This window comes from Phycisphaeraceae bacterium (genome assembly GCA_020639155.1).
Taxonomy (GTDB): Bacteria; Planctomycetota; Phycisphaerae; order Phycisphaerales; family UBA1924; genus JACKHF01.
On sequence record JACKHF010000001.1, the window covers coordinates 2465189 to 2481149 of the forward strand.

General features: G+C 56.7%; 8 protein-coding genes. 4 read left to right on the plus strand and 4 right to left on the minus strand.

What is annotated here, in order from left to right:
• Nucleotides 1-416: 416 nt before the first annotated feature.
• A complete protein-coding gene (locus H6815_10415) occupies nt 417-1652 on the minus strand; it encodes a hypothetical protein (protein ID MCB9860851.1) in 1236 nt (411 codons plus the stop codon).
• Nucleotides 1653-2268: 616 nt separating this feature from the next.
• On the opposite strand from H6815_10415, the gene H6815_10420 reads away from it, so the two are divergent.
• From H6815_10420 to H6815_10430, 3 genes are read left to right on the plus strand one after another with little or no spacing between them, the layout of a single operon-like run.
• On the plus strand, nt 2269-5367 hold the full coding sequence (locus H6815_10420) for a DEAD/DEAH box helicase family protein (protein ID MCB9860852.1): 3099 nt from the start codon (nt 2269-2271) through the stop codon (nt 5365-5367).
• Between the two features lie 2 nt (nt 5368-5369).
• Nucleotides 5370-8450 (plus strand): site-specific DNA-methyltransferase, encoded by a 3081-nt coding sequence (locus H6815_10425; GenBank protein ID MCB9860853.1) that lies wholly within the window; start codon nt 5370-5372, stop codon nt 8448-8450.
• Nucleotides 8447-9052, plus strand: a complete 606-nt coding sequence (locus H6815_10430) for a DUF429 domain-containing protein (protein MCB9860854.1) — start codon at nt 8447-8449, stop codon at nt 9050-9052. Before H6815_10425 ends, H6815_10430 begins: the two co-directional genes overlap by 4 nt.
• A gap of 160 nt (nt 9053-9212) precedes the next feature.
• On the opposite strand, the gene H6815_10435 is transcribed toward H6815_10430, so the two are convergent.
• The 3 genes from H6815_10435 to H6815_10445 are packed head-to-tail and all read right to left on the minus strand — an operon-like array spanning nt 9213 to nt 14630.
• Nucleotides 9213-12431 carry an error-prone DNA polymerase gene (locus H6815_10435; GenBank protein ID MCB9860855.1) on the minus strand — a complete coding sequence of 1073 codons (3219 nt, stop codon included), beginning with the start codon at nt 12429-12431 and terminating at the stop codon, nt 9213-9215.
• 2 nt (nt 12432-12433) lie between these two features.
• Complete coding sequence (locus tag H6815_10440; protein ID MCB9860856.1) at nt 12434-13978, minus strand: DNA polymerase Y family protein; 1545 nt, start codon at nt 13976-13978, stop codon at nt 12434-12436.
• A complete protein-coding gene (locus H6815_10445; GenBank protein MCB9860857.1) occupies nt 13902-14630 on the minus strand; it encodes a hypothetical protein in 729 nt (242 codons plus the stop codon). Before H6815_10445 ends, H6815_10440 begins: the two co-directional genes overlap by 77 nt.
• A 145-nt stretch (nt 14631-14775) precedes the next feature.
• Between H6815_10445 and H6815_10450 the strand changes: the two genes are divergently transcribed.
• Nucleotides 14776-15483, plus strand: a complete 708-nt coding sequence (locus H6815_10450; protein ID MCB9860858.1) for an SOS response-associated peptidase — start codon at nt 14776-14778, stop codon at nt 15481-15483.
• Nucleotides 15484-15961 lie beyond the last annotated feature (478 nt).

Here is a 15961-nt window from a genome sequence, read left to right on the forward strand (position 1 = left end):
CTTCTAGTGGTCATGTGTTCCAAAACCAAGCGAATCCGCTCGACCTCTGCATTCGAGAACACTCTGGCAGGGCCAGCGATGGCAATGGGCTTGATGCGCCGGGTCTTGATGACATACTCGACCCGATGCCTGCCAATGCTGAGGTGTTCAGCGATTCGAGATACTGTCCATAGGTCATTGGCTTGCTCATTCATGACTGGTGTGCTCCACATGGGGAGTTCTGCTGTTCGATCACCGATGTCGAACACCGCAGTCCCCTCACTCACACGCAGTCTGGGCGCAAATGAAAAAGCGCCGGCGCCAATCTTGAGGGCCAGAAACAGCTTTATTTGCTCTAGAACGAACAATTGACAGGGAAAGTTTTTTGTTTTTTTTGAGAAGCGCCGGCGCTCTATGAAGATGGCGAGAGTGCAGAATCAGCTTTGTCGGTAGGCATAGTCGATGCGCGGATCACCAATCCCACCTAGACCCCTTGCTCGCGACGCAGCCTTTGCTAGTCGTTTTCGGTTCTGATGTTCTTCCCATGCTGAGGACTTGCTCACCTTGTATCGAGTAATACCAAGTTGAGTTGCTGTATCATCGCGAGTGCAATCAGGGTTCGCTTGAAGATGCATGGCAATTCTCACATCATCCACTAGTTTTTCTTCCTGTGTCCGATTCTTTCGGGGTTTTGACGAGCTTGACTCGTGTTGATTGGGTAAGCCTTCAGCAGAGCGGCCTGGTTGGCTACTTTTTCTACCCAAGTCGAATGCTCCGAGATGCTTCAGGCAAAGAAGATCAGACATTTTCTTGTGAAGTTGCTGTTCAGCCGTTGCTAACGCATCGGACACAGATGAGAAGAAATCGGGGTGATCTTCAGGAAGGTCATTCGACATTTCCCTGTGAAACCACTTTCCAAACTGGTTCAAAGTCCTCGATACTGAAAAGGCCCAATCGGAGTTAAACACAGAGTGATTCTCGCCGTTCATTAGGATATTGAAGGCTCGAAGACATACAAGTGCATGATCGTTTAGTTGCCTTGTGCGCCGAACTTCAAACTGGCATCGAAGCAGATCCCGACATGCCAACTTTGAACTAGAAGTCGTGATTGCAAGCATGTCGTTAATGAAGAGCTCAAGTGAACGTCGCTCAGTGATTTGCTCGGGCAAGAAAAGAGCAGGGATGCTGGGCACAAATGCGTTTGACCGAACTCGCTCAAAGCGTTTTTCAACGGCTTGGCACCGTTCGATCACGCGCCGATACCCGTTTGTTAGCCGCCCTAGCGCTTCGTGGAGATTACGAACTGGAGCAGGAGATTCGCTATCCCATCTCTCATATCCGGGCTGTGCTTCGCTATTCACCTTCGCGTAGTGTGTTGAAAGTGCTGACCGCCCCCAGTCACTGACACGAATCTCCAATCTGAGTTTTTCGGCTTCGAAGGCAGATGCGTGGTCCAATGTTGCCCACGTCACTTTTTTCGATGGCTGCAACACTGGAGAGAACCAATCGAGTTGAACGCTTTCATCGTTCTTCGCTATGATGCGCACTTCTACACAGCGCATGTAGTCGAGTTGCTCCAGTACACTCCAGCCGACGAGGTGGACCGCATGATCAAGTGGAATAGCTTTGAGCGGGAGCAGTTTCTCCAGTTCGTCTGCGAGTGTGCGATCCATTGAGTCCTCCGGAGTGTTCAATATCAGATTGTTCGCACGTTGAACCGTTTCTTTCCCATGGATTTCGATGAATTTGGGTGTCGAATGAGTCGCGAAGATTACTACAACAGAGCCAATCGGCCGTATCAGCGGATGCGGCGCGTGGACGAATGCGCTTACGTTTTTGAAATATGCGAGATGCGTGCTTGGCTCGCTGAACTCGGTGAGAGCGAACCCCATGTACTCCGTGCGCTTTGGTCCGATGTTTCGGTTTCTTTACAACCGACAGATGAGGCAGCCTCATGGTTACTTGATCGCCTACCAGCCAACTACCGGTGGCGGATTGAAGTAGAACCCGTGCCTTGGCCCATCTACGGGATTCGCTGGTTCTTTCGGTGCCCCGTCTGCGTGAAACGCAGGAACGATCTCTATGCGGTTCACTGGAACGGGCCACTTACATGCCGCGTCTGCTCTGATCTTGTGTATTCGTCATCGCAGGAGTGGGACAACTTGAGGAGAACGGGGAGGTGGCCGAGTTATCTCCTTCGAATGATGTCGAACAGAACTGCACGGCGGGTTGAATAGCTAAACTCGTCATAACCGAAACACTCATCGTGTTCAGAGGAAGAAGGCGAACTTGCCCCCCGAGTTCTTTCACCAACCAATTCTCAACTCCCCTTACGAGTATCCGTTGCGCCATTGGGAACTTGATGAGAACGGCCAACCGACAAATCGCATTGTCGAATCGCGACGCCGAGCCGAGTTCGTCACGCCAATTCCCAAGCCGAAGAAGCGACGTGGCAATGCTGCTCAAGAGGAGTTGGTATTCAATGAGGCCACTGAAGTGTCCTCTGATGAGCAGCGCTACGAGACGATGTCGATCGTCAACGACGTTCGTTCTCGCGTCGATGCGTGGCGACAGTTGAAGAATCCAAACGACTGGCGTGTGACACCAGAGACCACAAGACTATTGCAACACTGGCGTCATCATGTGTTCAGCACACTTCGACCATTCTTTTGTCAGGTAGAAGCCGTCGAGACGTTGATTTGGCTTAGTGAAGTTGCTCCTCATCTTGGGAAAGAAGCCCGTTTCTTCCTCGATCACTTTGAATGCGCGAGCGAACAAGCAAACCCTGGTTTGCAGCGACTTGCACTGAAGCTCGCCACCGGCGCGGGCAAGACAACTGTCATGGCCATGATAATCGCATGGCAGACGATCAATGCCGTCAGGCGGCCGAACAGCAACCGGTTCACTAGAGGATTCCTCGTGGTGGCGCCCGGGTTGACGATTCGAGATCGACTTAGAGTCCTTCAGCCGCACGACCCAGATAGCTATTACAGGAGTCGCGAGCTTGTGCCCAACGACATGCTTCCCGATCTGGATCGAGCGAAGATTGTGATTACGAACTACCACGCTTTCAAGCTGCGAGAAACGATGCAGTTATCAAGCGGTGGCAGAGCGCTGCTCCAGGGGCGAGGCGAAGAGCTGCTAACAACTGAAACTGAAGGGCAAATGCTGCAACGGGTCATGCCTGATTTGATGGGCATGAAGGGTGTCGTGGTCCTCAACGACGAGGCGCACCATTGTTATCGCGAGAAACCTGGGGATACAGACGAGGACGAGCTCAAGGGCGACGACAAGAGGGAGGCAGACAAGAATCGAGAAGCCGCGCGCCTATGGATTTCTGGCCTCGAAGCTGTAGGCCGCAAACTCGGCCTGCTGCGCGTGGTTGATCTATCGGCCACTCCGTTCTTCTTGAGAGGGTCCGGATACGCGGAAGGCACACTCTTTCCGTGGACGACAAACGACTTCTCACTGATGGATGCGATCGAATGCGGCATCGTTAAGCTCCCTCGCGTCCCGGTTGCAGACAACATTCCGGGTGAAGACACGCCGGTATTTCGCGAACTGTGGAAACATATCGCCAAGCAGATGCCCAAGAAAGGCCGTGGGTCGAGTGGTTTTATCGATCCACTTGCTATCCCGGAGAAACTACAAACAGCACTCGAAGCCTTGTATGGGCACTATGCCAAGACCTACGAACTGTGGGAGAAGGAAGGCATCAATGTGCCGCCATGTTTCATTGTTGTTTGCCAGAACACAGCGATTTCCAAGCTGGTTTTCGATTTCATTTCTGGCTTTGTCAAACCCAACGAAGATGGAACGGAACAGCTTATCGAGGGTCGACTACCTTTGTTCCGAAACACCGATGAGCATGGTAATCCTCTTGCTCGGCCACGGACGCTCCTGATCGATAGCGAACAGCTTGAGTCAGGAGAAGCACTCGACAAAGACTTCAGGGATAAAGCCAGCGATGAGATTGATCGTTTCCGGCGCGAGATCGTGGAGCGCACCGGAGACCGAAAGGCAGCCGACAAAATTACGGACCAAGATTTACTCCGTGAAGTCATGAACACCGTGGGCAAGCAAGGGCGACTGGGTGAGTCCATTCGGTGTGTTGTTTCTGTTTCGATGCTTACAGAAGGCTGGGATGCGAACACGGTTACCCATGTAATCGGTGTTCGTGCGTTCAAAACGCAGTTGCTTTGTGAGCAGGTGATTGGTCGGGCGCTCCGTCGTCAGTCGTATGAACTCAACGAAGAAGGTCGGTTCAATGTTGAGTATGCCGATGTGCTCGGCATCCCATTCGACTTTAATGCCAAGCCGGTTGTCGCACCACCGCAGCCACCGCGACCGACAGTGCATGTGAAAGCCATTCGACCCGACCGCGACCAACTGGAGATCACGTTCCCGCGAGTTGAGGGGTATCGTGTAGAACTTCCCGAAGAGCGACTCACTGCCAAGTTTGACAGCGATTCAACACTTGAACTAACACCAGAGCTCGTTGGTCCCACCGTGACAACAAACGAAGGGATCATCGGCGAAGGTGTAGACCTCACGCTCGTCCACACAGGCGATCTTCGCCGATCGACGTTGCTGTTCCATCTCACCCAGCGATTGCTCTTCACGAAGTGGCGTGACCCAGGCGAAGATCCAAAGCTCCACCTCTTCGGGCAACTCAAGCGAGTCACCAAGCAGTGGCTCGACAATCATCTTGTGTGCAAGGGTCAGACGTACCCTGCTCAGCTCATGTATCTCTCACTTGCCGACATGGCATGCGAGCGAATCACCAGGGGTATTGTCAGGCAGCACATCGGGGATACTCCGATCAAGGCAGTTCTCGACCCATACAACCCGACAGGGTCATCTGCATTGGTCAACTTCAACACCTCAAAGACGGACCGATGGGAGACCAGTGCCCAGCGATGCCACGTCAACTGGGTGATTCTTGATAGTGACTGGGAGGCTGAGTTCTGCCGTGTCGCAGAAGCGCACCCGAAGGTCGTCGCATACGTTAAGAACCACAACCTTGGCCTCGAAGTGCCATATCGCTATGGCTCTGAGTCACGCAAGTATCGTCCCGACTTTATCGTGCTGGTGGACGACGGGCACGAACCGAACGCTGACGGCACACCGAACCTCCTGCACCTTGTGGTCGAGATCAAGGGATATCGGCGCGAGGACGCGAAAGAAAAGGCAGGCACAATGCGCGACTACTGGGTTCCCGGCGTGAACAACCTGCGTTCCTTCGGCCGGTGGGCGTTTGCAGAGTTCGTCGATGTCTACGAGATGCAGGCAGACTTTGAGGCGAAGGTTCAGGAACACTTCAACCGGATGATCGATACTGCGGTTTTGACACTGCGGGATGCCGCACAGACTGAGGAACACGTGTGACGATGGCCAAGAAAAAGACCACAGCAAAGACCCGCAAGAAGACCGCGCCAAAGAAGGTCGAGGCGATCACCCACGATGACGCGTCGCGGAAGAACATTCCGACCGCCGAGTACCAGTCCGTGATGACGACCGAGCACCAGTCGCCCATCCGCGTTGCGTACGAGCGGCGCAATCGCGATCTTGACCCGCAGCTGGTCTGGCGCGGCAAGGACGAGCAGGACTGGTCCGATCTTGTCGTTCAAGCGCCGCCGCTCTTCATCCAGGAGAAGGTCCATCCGAAGGTGCTGGTCGATGATTTGCGCCGTCGCACCGAAGCAGACGAGCGCGATGCCGAGCCGCAGATGGACCTGTTCGCCGACTTCAACGGCGTTCCCGAGGGCAACGCCAAGACCGAGTTCTATCAGCACGATGCCAACTGGACAAACCGCATGATTCTTGGTGACTCACTCCAGGTCATGGCATCGCTCGCAGAGCGCGAGGGACTGCGCGGCAAGGTCCAGTGCATCTACCTCGATCCGCCGTACGGCATCAAGTTCAACTCGAACTTCCAGTGGTCTACAACTTCTCGCGACGTGAAGGATGGCAAAAAGGACCACATCACGCGCGAGCCCGAGCAGGTCAAGGCGTTCCGTGACACCTGGCGCGACGGGATCCACACGTACCTGACATATCTGCGCGATCGGCTGACCGTGAGTCATGATTTACTGAATGAGTCTGGATCTATTTTTGTCCAGATTGGCGACGAGAATGTGCATCGTGTGCTTGCAGTGCTCGATGAGGTGTTTGGTCCAGGCAACCGACTTGGGTTAATCCTGTTCAAGAAGACAGGCGGGCTTTCAGCGAAGCATCTTGCTTCGGTCGGAGACTATATCCTCTGGTACGGAAAAGACGCATCGCGGACGAAGTTCCGACCACTCTTTAAGAAGAAGCTTCCAGGCGAGGCGGGTGCGACACAGTTTCGATACAAGCTTGATGAGCTAGGCAATCTTCACGAGGTCGACTTTTCAGTTGCCTCACAGCTTCCAGCAGAAGAAGTAGTGTACCACGACAATTTTACATCTCAGAAGCCAGCATACAACTTCGAGTTTGCCGGAAGACGATTCACAAAGCCATTCAAGCCGTCGCCAGACAACCTCCCGCGCGTATCACGTGCAGGGCGGTTCTTGGTTGTAGGCAACACTCCGCGATACCTCCGTAAACTTGCGGATTTCCCGGTTTATGAGATAAACGAGCTGTGGGACGACCTCGCAATCAGTGGATTTGCTGATCAGAAAGTTTATGTTGTTCAGACCTCGCCCAAGGCTATCGAACGTTGCTTGCTCATGGCGAGCGACCCTGGTGACCTCGTCCTCGATCCCACTTGTGGTTCCGGGACGACGGCCTATGTGGCGGAGCAATGGGGCCGGCGGTGGATCACCATTGACACGTCGCGCGTGTCGCTTGCGCTCGCTCGCGCACGGATCATGGGCGCTCGGTATCCGTTCTTTCTGCTGGCTGATTCGAAGGACGGCGTCGAAAAGGAAGCCGCGGTCACCCGGAGCGATCTGCCTGAGGGCTATGCGAAACGACATTATGCTGGAAATGTCCGGCACGGATTTGTGTATGAGCGTGTACCGCATATTGGGCTAAAGGCGATCGCGAACAACGCAGAGATCGACGTCATCTGGGAGAAGTTTGAGGCGAAGCTCCAGCCTGTTCGCGAGAAGCTGACGGGGGCGATCCCCGCGAAGTGGCTTGCTGAGTATCGCAAGAGACAGAAGTACACGGCCGATGTTCCGGCGGAGTTGCAGGAATGGGAGATCCCGCGCGAGCAACCGGAGGATTGGCCAGGCGCGTGCAAGACACTCCTTGACGAGTTCTGGAAGCTGCGCATTGCGCGCCAGAAGGAGATCGACGCGAGCATCGCAGCGAAGGCTGACTTCGAGTATCTGTACGACAAGCCCTACGAGGACAAGAAGAAGGTGCGCGTGGCTGGGCCGTTCACGGTCGAGAGCATCAGCCCGCATCGCACACTCGGCGTGGACGAGGATGATGAGTTGATCGATCCGTTGAAGCCAACGGGCACACCCGGTGACAGCGAGGATGCTGTGGACTTTGTTGAGATGGTGCTCGAAAACCTTCGGAGCACCGGCGTCCAGCAGGCGCACAAGGAAGATCGAATCTTGTTCTCGTCGCTCACTCCCTGGCCGGGGCATTTCATCTGTGCCGAGGGAAGGTACGTTGAAGCTGACAGCGACACCGAGAAGCGTGCTGGGATTTTGATCGGTCCCGAGTTTGGCACTGTATCAAGACAGGATCTGGTGGCTGCAGCGCGCGAAGCGGGAGATGCCGGGTTCGATGTGCTCATCGCGTGCGCGTTCAGCTACGAGGCGCACGCGACGGAGTTCAGCAAGCTCGGACGCATTCCGGTTCTCAAAGCGAGAATGAACGCCGAACTGCACATGGGCGGAGAACTTAAGAACACGGGCAAGGGGAACCTGTTTGTCATCTTCGGGGAGCCCGATATTGGTGTGTATGAAGGGGGTAGCAAAGCACTCGAAATAGAAGTACAACGACGTCAAGACAGACTCCCAGAGATAAAGCAAACAATTAAGATGTTGGAAACAGATGTGAAGTCGATCAAAAGAATAAAAGATAAAACAGAAGACCAAGTGGAACGCCTAACCGCTGTCAAGACTCAGCTTTATAACCTTGAGCGGGAAAAGGATCGTGCAAATGTTCTCATTGATTATGCCCCAGCTGTACCGAAGGGGCAGTTGTTTGTAGAACTCTACGGTGTAGATGTCTTTCACCCATCAAGCGGTGAAGTCCTGAGCGATAGTGCCGACGGTATCGCGTGCTGGTTCATCGATACCGACTACAACGAGGAGAGCTTCTTTGTCCGACATGCGTACTTCCTCGGGCAAAGCGATCCATACAAAGCACTCAAGACAACACTCAAGGCTGAGATCAACGAGGAAGCATGGGCGACGCTCAACAGCGATACGTCACGGCCGTTCAAGAAACCCAAGGGCGGGCGGATCGGGGTGAAGGTTATCAATCATCTCGGAGATGAGGTCATGAAGGTGTTTCGGGTAGAATGAATGATGCCACGCCACAGGTTTGGGTTGGCGCGGACCCAGGCGGAAAGAACGCCTTCGGACTGGCACTCATCGTTGGGAACCAGTCTCCCCGCACTTGGTGTGTCAGTTCGGTAGACGAAGCTGTTGAATCGCTCGCATCGTATGGTATTCGTCACATTGACGGCATCGGTGTTGATGCTCCTCTCTGGTGGTCAACGGCGCAGTCTGGTGCGCGCAGAGTCGATGCGGTGCTTCGAAAGCGTTATGGCTTGAGCGGTGGAAATGTGCAGGCACCAAACTCGTTACGAGGAGCTGTGCTCGTGCAGGGCGTATTGCTTGTCGACCGTGTTCGGAAAACGTTTTCAACCGTCAATGTCACAGAAACACATCCAAAGGCCCTCTTGTCGGCTACGAACGTGACATGGAGCGCATTCTGTAATCAATATGGGATTGAGTGTGGAGATGTTTCAGAACACGAGCGTGACGCGGTTATCTCTGCTGTCGCTGCACGAGAGGGATTTTGTGGCCGGTGGAAAAACGATCTATCGCTCGTTCGAGATCCAAGTGAATCCAACCCAAAGTCCCACTGGTTCGCCCCGGTAAACTACTTCTGGCCAGAGTAAGCAGGGGCGTGTTCATGGTATCATGTTGACCTATTCGCGCCGTAATTAGCGCCACACGCATTGCAAATCGGTAGTGATGCGATAAGAATGCGGTGTGTTCAGGTCATGCTTGAACCATTGTGTGTGTCGCTGATTGATCACCGATTCTACTGCAAACTGTTCAGTGAAAGTTCCTCGCCCTGACCTGCACCGTCTCGTGGCTTGTTGGCGCGTGGCTGAATGACCGCACCTTCACATGCACAACCTGTCCTGCTCGCTCGACGGTGCCGCGAGCAACGAGCGTTCGCTCGTGATGGGCGATGCGCCGGTATCGTTCGTAGGTGCTCGGGTACACGATCAGATTGGCGATGCCCGTCTCGTCCTCGATCGTAAAGAACGTGATGCCCGACGCGGTGCCGGGTCGCTGACGGACCAGCACAAGCCCCGCAACGGACACAGGAAATCCGTGCGGATACAAAGTCTCGTCAGCGAGATGTCCGCACGGGGTCACATTCAGTTCTGTCAGCGCGTCACGGATGAACGACACCGGGTGCGCTTTGAGTGACAGGCCGGTCACTGCATAGTCGCCTGCCACGTCACGCTGGGGATGGATCGCGGGTAACCTCAGCGCGTGGTCGTTGTCGTTCGTGTGCGCATCGAGTGCATCGAATAGCGGCAACGACTCGTCTTTGAGTTGCAACGTCATCCACTTGGCTTGCTGGCGCGATAGTCCCATCGAGCCGAACGCATCGGCAGACGCGAGCCTGCGGAACGCGATCGCTGGAGCGTCACACCTTCGCCAAAGTTGGTCGATAGCATCGAATCGTCCGTGCGTATGCACAGTGCGTGCAATGCTTTCCGCATGGTCCTGCCGGAGTCCTTTGACAAGGCGCATGCCGAGCCTGATCGCTGGCGCGTGTAGGTTCCCGGTTGGTTCGAGTGTGCAGTCCCATTGGCTGTGCTGCGCGTCGATGGGTCTGACCTCGACCCCGTGCTTCTGCGCATCTTGGATAATCTGCGCTGGCTGATAGAACCCCATCGGCAGGCTGTTGATGAGAGCCGTTGCGAACGCTGCAGGATAATGGCACTTCTGCCATGCGGACACATACACAAGCAGCGCAAAGCTCGCCGCGTGCGACTCGGGAAAGCCGTAGTCTGAGAACCCCTTGATCTGCTCGACGCATCGCTGGGCAAAGTCGAGTTCGTATCCGCGCGCGAGCATGCCTTCGATGATCTTCTCGCCAAACTTCTCGACGATCGAGCCCTTGCGCTTCCATGCAGCCATCGCTCGCCGCAACTGATCGGCCTGCCCCGGCGTGAACCCTGCCGCTGTGATGACAAGCTGCATCGCCTGCTCTTGAAATAGCGGCACACCGAGCGTGCGCTCCAGCACACCGCGTATTGCCTCGCTTGGGTACTCGACGGGTTCCTCGCCGTTGCGCCTGCGCAGATAGGGATGGACCATCTTGCCCTGAATTGGTCCCGGTCTGACGATCGCGACTTCGATCACAAGGTCGTAGTAGCACTGGGGTCGCAGGCGCGGGAGCATGGTCATCTGCGCGCGTGACTCGATCTGGAACACGCCGATGGTGTCTGCATCGCAGATCATGTCGTAGACAGCAGGGTCTTCTGCGGGGATCGTGTGCATCTCGTACCGCTTCCCGTGATGCTGATCGATCAACGCAAAGCACTTGCGAATGCAGGTGAGCATCCCGAGCGCGAGCACATCGACTTTGAGCATGTTGAGCGCGTCAATGTCGTCCTTGTCCCATTCGATGACAGTCCTGCCGTCCATCGCAGCGTTTTCGATGGGCACGGTCTCTGACAGCGGACGTTCTGTCAGCACGAACCCGCCGACGTGCTGTGACAGATGGCGCGGGAATCCGAGTATCTGAGACACCAGCGCAAGCAGCATGCGAATGGTTCGGTCGTTGGGGTCGATGCCTAGTTCCTTGCATCGATCTGGCTTGCCGATGGTCACATCGAACCATCCGTGGTCCTTTGCGAGCCGGTCAACCAGATCGAGCGAGAGCCCGAGTGCCTTGCCAACGTCGCGGATAGCGCTGCGCACGCGGTAGGTGATGACCACGCCTGTTAGTGCAGCCCGGTGCCTGCCGTACTTCTCGTAGAGATACTGGATGACTTCCTCGCGTCGCTCGTGCTCGAAGTCGATGTCGATGTCGGGCGGTTCGTTGCGTTCGCGGCTGATGAACCGCTCAAAGAGCATGTCCACCCGCGTCGGATCGACGGATGTCACGCCGATGCAGAAACACACAGCAGAGTTGGCAGCAGCACCCCGACCCTGGCACAGAATGCCCCGCGAGCGTGCGAACGCCACGATGTCATGCACGGTCAGAAAGTAGTGCGGATAGTTCAGTTCCTCGATGAGCGCAAGCTCGTACTCGATCATGCCGAGCACCTTGTCGGAGACTCCGTTCGGGTAGCGTTCTCGTGCGCCGTTGTGCGCCAGTTGTCGCAGATGGTCCATCGGCGACACACCCTCGGGGCATGTCTCGTGTGGATACTCATACGCGAGTTGGTCGAGGGAGAACCCACATGCTCGATGCAGCAACTCGACGGTGCGAGCAACCGCACCGGGATAGAGCGCAAAGAGCCGGTGCATCTCGTCGGGCGGTTTGAGATACTGCTCGGCGTTCGGCGTGATGCGCCTGCCAGCCTGATCGAGCGAGCAGCCGTAACGAATGCACGTCAGCACATCGCAGAGCACTTTGCGGGATTGCTCGTGATACAGCACCGTGTTCGTTGCAACAACCGGCACGCCGATGTGTCGTGCAAGCTGCACGCATCGGTCTGCATACTCACGATCGCGCACGCCGAATCCGAACGATGCAGCGATCGAGAGCCGGTCGTCATCGAACACCCGCGCCAGCCCCTCGCACACATTGACGTAGTGCTCGTCGGGGATGGCTTTGGGCAGCACCATGACAGCGAGCAGTCCGGACTGGTACTTCACCAGATCGGACAGCGTGAGCCAGCACTCGCCCTTTGGAGCGCGTCGCTTGCCATCGGTGAGCATCTGGCACAATCTGCCGTATGACTCGCGGTCGGTCGGATAGACCAGCACTGTGAGTTCCTGCCCGTCGGCATCGAGCACCAGCTCGCAGCCGATAGCGATGGGCATGGCGCGGTCCTTCGCTGCAACGTGCGCCCGCACTGCGCCTGCGAGACTGTTTCGGTCTGTAATTGCGATACCACGATATCCAAGATCGGCTGCGCGATTGACCAGTTCCTCGGGGTGGCTTGCGCCGGTCAGGAACGTAAAGTTGGTTGTGACGTGCAGTTCGGCGTACTCGTGCAGCGCAAACTGCACCGGCGCGACGTGCTCAATCATCGACTTGCCCGGATGCGTGACGTGCTTGCCGATCGGTTCATCGGGCATGGCTACGCCCACCTTCCATGCACGAACCAGTTGGGTGTGTCAAGTTCGCGGTAGAGCCACCACCAGCAGCCGTCGCTGTCCTGCACCTTGAAATAATCGCGGGTGGCGCGTGTGAGCTGGTCCGTCCGCCACCACTCGGGTGAGAGTCGTTCGGGTCCGATGGATGCACGCACGATGTGCTGCGTGCGGTTCCATGTCATCATCACGATGGGACCATCTGGCGTGACAGCAACCACGTCAACAGGTCGCGGGCTTTGCAATAGCAGTGTGGGCCGATCGCGCGTGTCTGGTTCGATCGGTTTGGACCGCTTCTCGGATGCGAGGACGGCAAAGCGTGCAGTCCGCTCGGGCAGGTGCGATGGCACAAGTACGGGAATACGCACAGCACGATCGCCGAGCCGGTTGCGGAGTGTGTCGGCGCACTGTGCGGCCTCACGCTGGATGTGTGGTGCTGCGTTCTCTCCCAGTGACGAATGCCCGATCTGTGCGTGCGGGAGCAGTGCGGTCTGGTGCGCTGCGAGCGTGATTGCTTCCACGCCGTAGCCCATGTGTGCCTTTTCGATCTTGGGGCGTAGCAGCTTCCAGATGTGCGATGACGTACGGTTGGGATGGCTCAGCGCAAGCTCGATCCGGTACGGCTCGCAGTCGCTCCGGTCGAGCGTGATGGCAAGCAGGCGCATCCCGCGCTCGCGTTTGAGCAGCAGCGCACAAAGCTCGTCGAGCAACAGACTGGTTGTGTGCTCGATGGCGCGGAGTTGCTTGACAGGACCATCGAACATCCGGCTGGTCACAATCGGCTGCTCGGGCCTGACGGGTGCGATCGTGTCGATCGCCTGCCCGAGCAGTTGGTCGATGCGGTGCGTGAGCGATCCCCCGAACCTCGATGGGAGCGTCGATCGGGGCACATCCAGAAGCTCACCAATCGTTGTGATGCCAATCTCACGCAGGACCGCGATCGCCTTGTCCTCGATTCGCAGCGCCCGCAATGGGAGCGATGTGATGTGCGTCTTGATGTCATCCTCGATGCGGATGATGTCCTGTCCGCCGAACCTCGAAAGTGCCCAAGCGCTCGCATACGTTGGTGCAGCAGCGACACGGGCACGCAATCCGAATCCACGAGCAGCATCGAGCACAGCACGGAGCAGATTGTCTTCTCCCTTGTAGAGAAGCTGGCACCCCGTGATGTCCGCAATCAGTCCGGGCTTGGGAATTGTTGCATCCTCGTCTGGATCGGGCTCGACCGATGGCAGCAATCGGTTCATCCATTCGGCGAACCTGTGCAGCCCGTCCCTGTCTGCTTTGGGATCGTGCTGGGCGTGTTCGAAGGGATGCGACCCAACCAGTGCTCGTGCGTGCGCCAGTGTCATCCCCGATCTGACACCGAGCCGAAGGCAACGCGGACAGCACCGCACCACCTCGTCGCGTGATGCAACGGTGCGGACCAGCGCAAGCGCGGTATCGCTCCGCGTGTCATGCCGTGTGCGCCTGCCGCGTCTGACGCGATCGATCGACCACATCGGCAGCGACAGCGAGAGCGCCCTGTCCATCGCGCTGCTCCACTATGAACGTGCGTGTGTGCCATCCCTGATTGAGCACAGCCGCATCCTTGCAGCGAAGACAGTCGATGCGCCAGCGCGGATGCGGGGCTTTGGTTCGCTCGGGCTGCACCTGCCAGCGATAATGCGACACCGAGAGCGAGCCGAGTTCGTCGTCACTGCGCCAGAGCAACGACACACCCTGACTTGCCTCGGCAGCCAGTTGCAAGCGCCTCGACTGCGACGTGTCGATGCCCCGAGCGTCGGCGATGACAGCAACCGTCGCGGGATTGCGGAGCGCAACATCGATCGTCCACACCCTCGCTTCACGATCGCGCTTGGGCACGTCAACGAACACGCTGCGATTGAGCAGCGATGCCGAGTGCTCGCTGACGGTCTGGAGTGCTGAGGGATACGCCCAGCAGGCGCGTCCGATCCAGTAGACCGCGCCCGCGCTCGTGTCATCGCTGCGTGATACAATGTCAGCGAGCAGCACCAACGGGGGCACAGCAGCGAACCACTCGTGGGATGTCTGCCGAGCAATCGGTGCCCAGTCGGTTGACACCGGTTCCAGACGCGGGGTTCCTGACCGATGGTCCGACTGGAGAGCGTCGAGCCGATCGGCGAGTGCTCTGAGGGTGCTGGTTCTTTCCACTGACTGCATTTTGTTAGGATAGTGTGCGGGTGACGGTTGAGCAAGCCGCTCCGCACCAATACAGCAGAATCCCCATCATGGGCTGACTTTACCGGACGCATTGCCGAGCCTGTCCCGCTCTGCACCCGGCTAGAACATGCCCTACAAATTGAGAATGTGCGGTCGCCTCTCACACAAGAAACGCTGGCGCGAGATATACGAGCATCTCGAACGCTTCTCGACTGCGCTCACGCCGATGCTCAAGGAACAGGACGGACCAGCACCCAGCTACAACGCGCCGCCAACCGCACCGATCCCAGTGCTGCGAAGCAATACCGACGGATTGCTCGAAGGTGTCATGCTCCGCTGGTGGTTGATCCCGCACTGGGCAAAGAGCAGCGAAGCCAAGTATGCGATGTTCAATGCACGCAGCGAAGACGCAGCCAAGAAACCCGCGTTCCGTGACCCGTTCAAGCGCAGGCGCTGTGTGATCCCGGCGGACGGCTTCTACGAATGGCAGAAGCGGGACGCAAAGACCAAGCAGCCGTACTTCATCTCACGAGCCGATGGTGACCCCATGTACCTTGCAGGCTTGTGGGAACGCTGGCAGTCGAAGGATGACGAGTCTGAAGTCATCGAGAGCTGCACGATCCTCACCACGATGCCAAACGCAGAGATGACACCGATCCACAACCGCATGCCCTGCATCATCGAACCCGAGCAGGTGCAGGCATGGTGCGATCCATCGATGCAGGATGTTGAGGGTGTCGAGTCGTTCCTGCATCCAGCAGCCGATGGCCTGCTCGTGATGCACGAAGTCAGCAGCCGGGTGGGGAATGTCAGGAACAACGACGAGGCACTGACACAGGCAACGATCTCATGACATGCCAACGTGGTTCACCGATGAACCAAATGCTCAGATGTTTGGATTGGATTCAAGCTGTCCGGGTGTCGAAGCCTGAACCATGGCGAGGATCCCTACTCGTACAGCTTCTGGTAGGCCGTGCCAAGAATCGATGACATTCTGCAGCTTGCTATCCTGCGTGCCAAACGCGCCGTATTTTGCGCCACACACCATGCAAAAACCCATATCGTGGCTCGTTATGCGGGATTGTTCAAGTCCGGCTCTGCCCATTGGATCGGTTTGCGTATCTAGGCACGCACTCGCATATTCTCGCATAACTCTTTGTTTACGGTCAGTTTGCAAGACATGTTGCGAAACATCGCAAGGGCTTGCGGCTGTGTGCTGCGCCGCTTTCATCTACTGACGCTCGATAGAGCTTTGGTTCAACGTTTTACTACAATGGTGCAAGCTGGATGAAATCGTTCACGGAGGATGTGCCACGTTCTGGAACACACAC

Bases quoted from the DNA above. Each gene is read 5' to 3' on its own strand.
- H6815_10415 (MCB9860851.1), bottom strand. From the start codon at position 1,652: ATGGATCGCACACTCGCAGACGAACTGGAGAAACTGCTCCCGCTCAAA.
- H6815_10425 (MCB9860853.1), top strand. From the start codon at position 5,370: ATGGCCAAGAAAAAGACCACAGCAAAGACCCGCAAGAAGACCGCGCCA.
- H6815_10430 (MCB9860854.1), top strand. From the start codon at position 8,447: ATGAATGATGCCACGCCACAGGTTTGGGTTGGCGCGGACCCAGGCGGA.
- H6815_10435 (MCB9860855.1), bottom strand. From the start codon at position 12,431: ATGCCCGATGAACCGATCGGCAAGCACGTCACGCATCCGGGCAAGTCG.
- H6815_10440 (MCB9860856.1), bottom strand. From the start codon at position 13,978: ATGGACAGGGCGCTCTCGCTGTCGCTGCCGATGTGGTCGATCGATCGC.
- H6815_10445 (MCB9860857.1), bottom strand. From the start codon at position 14,630: ATGCAGTCAGTGGAAAGAACCAGCACCCTCAGAGCACTCGCCGATCGG.
- H6815_10450 (MCB9860858.1), top strand. From the start codon at position 14,776: ATGTGCGGTCGCCTCTCACACAAGAAACGCTGGCGCGAGATATACGAG.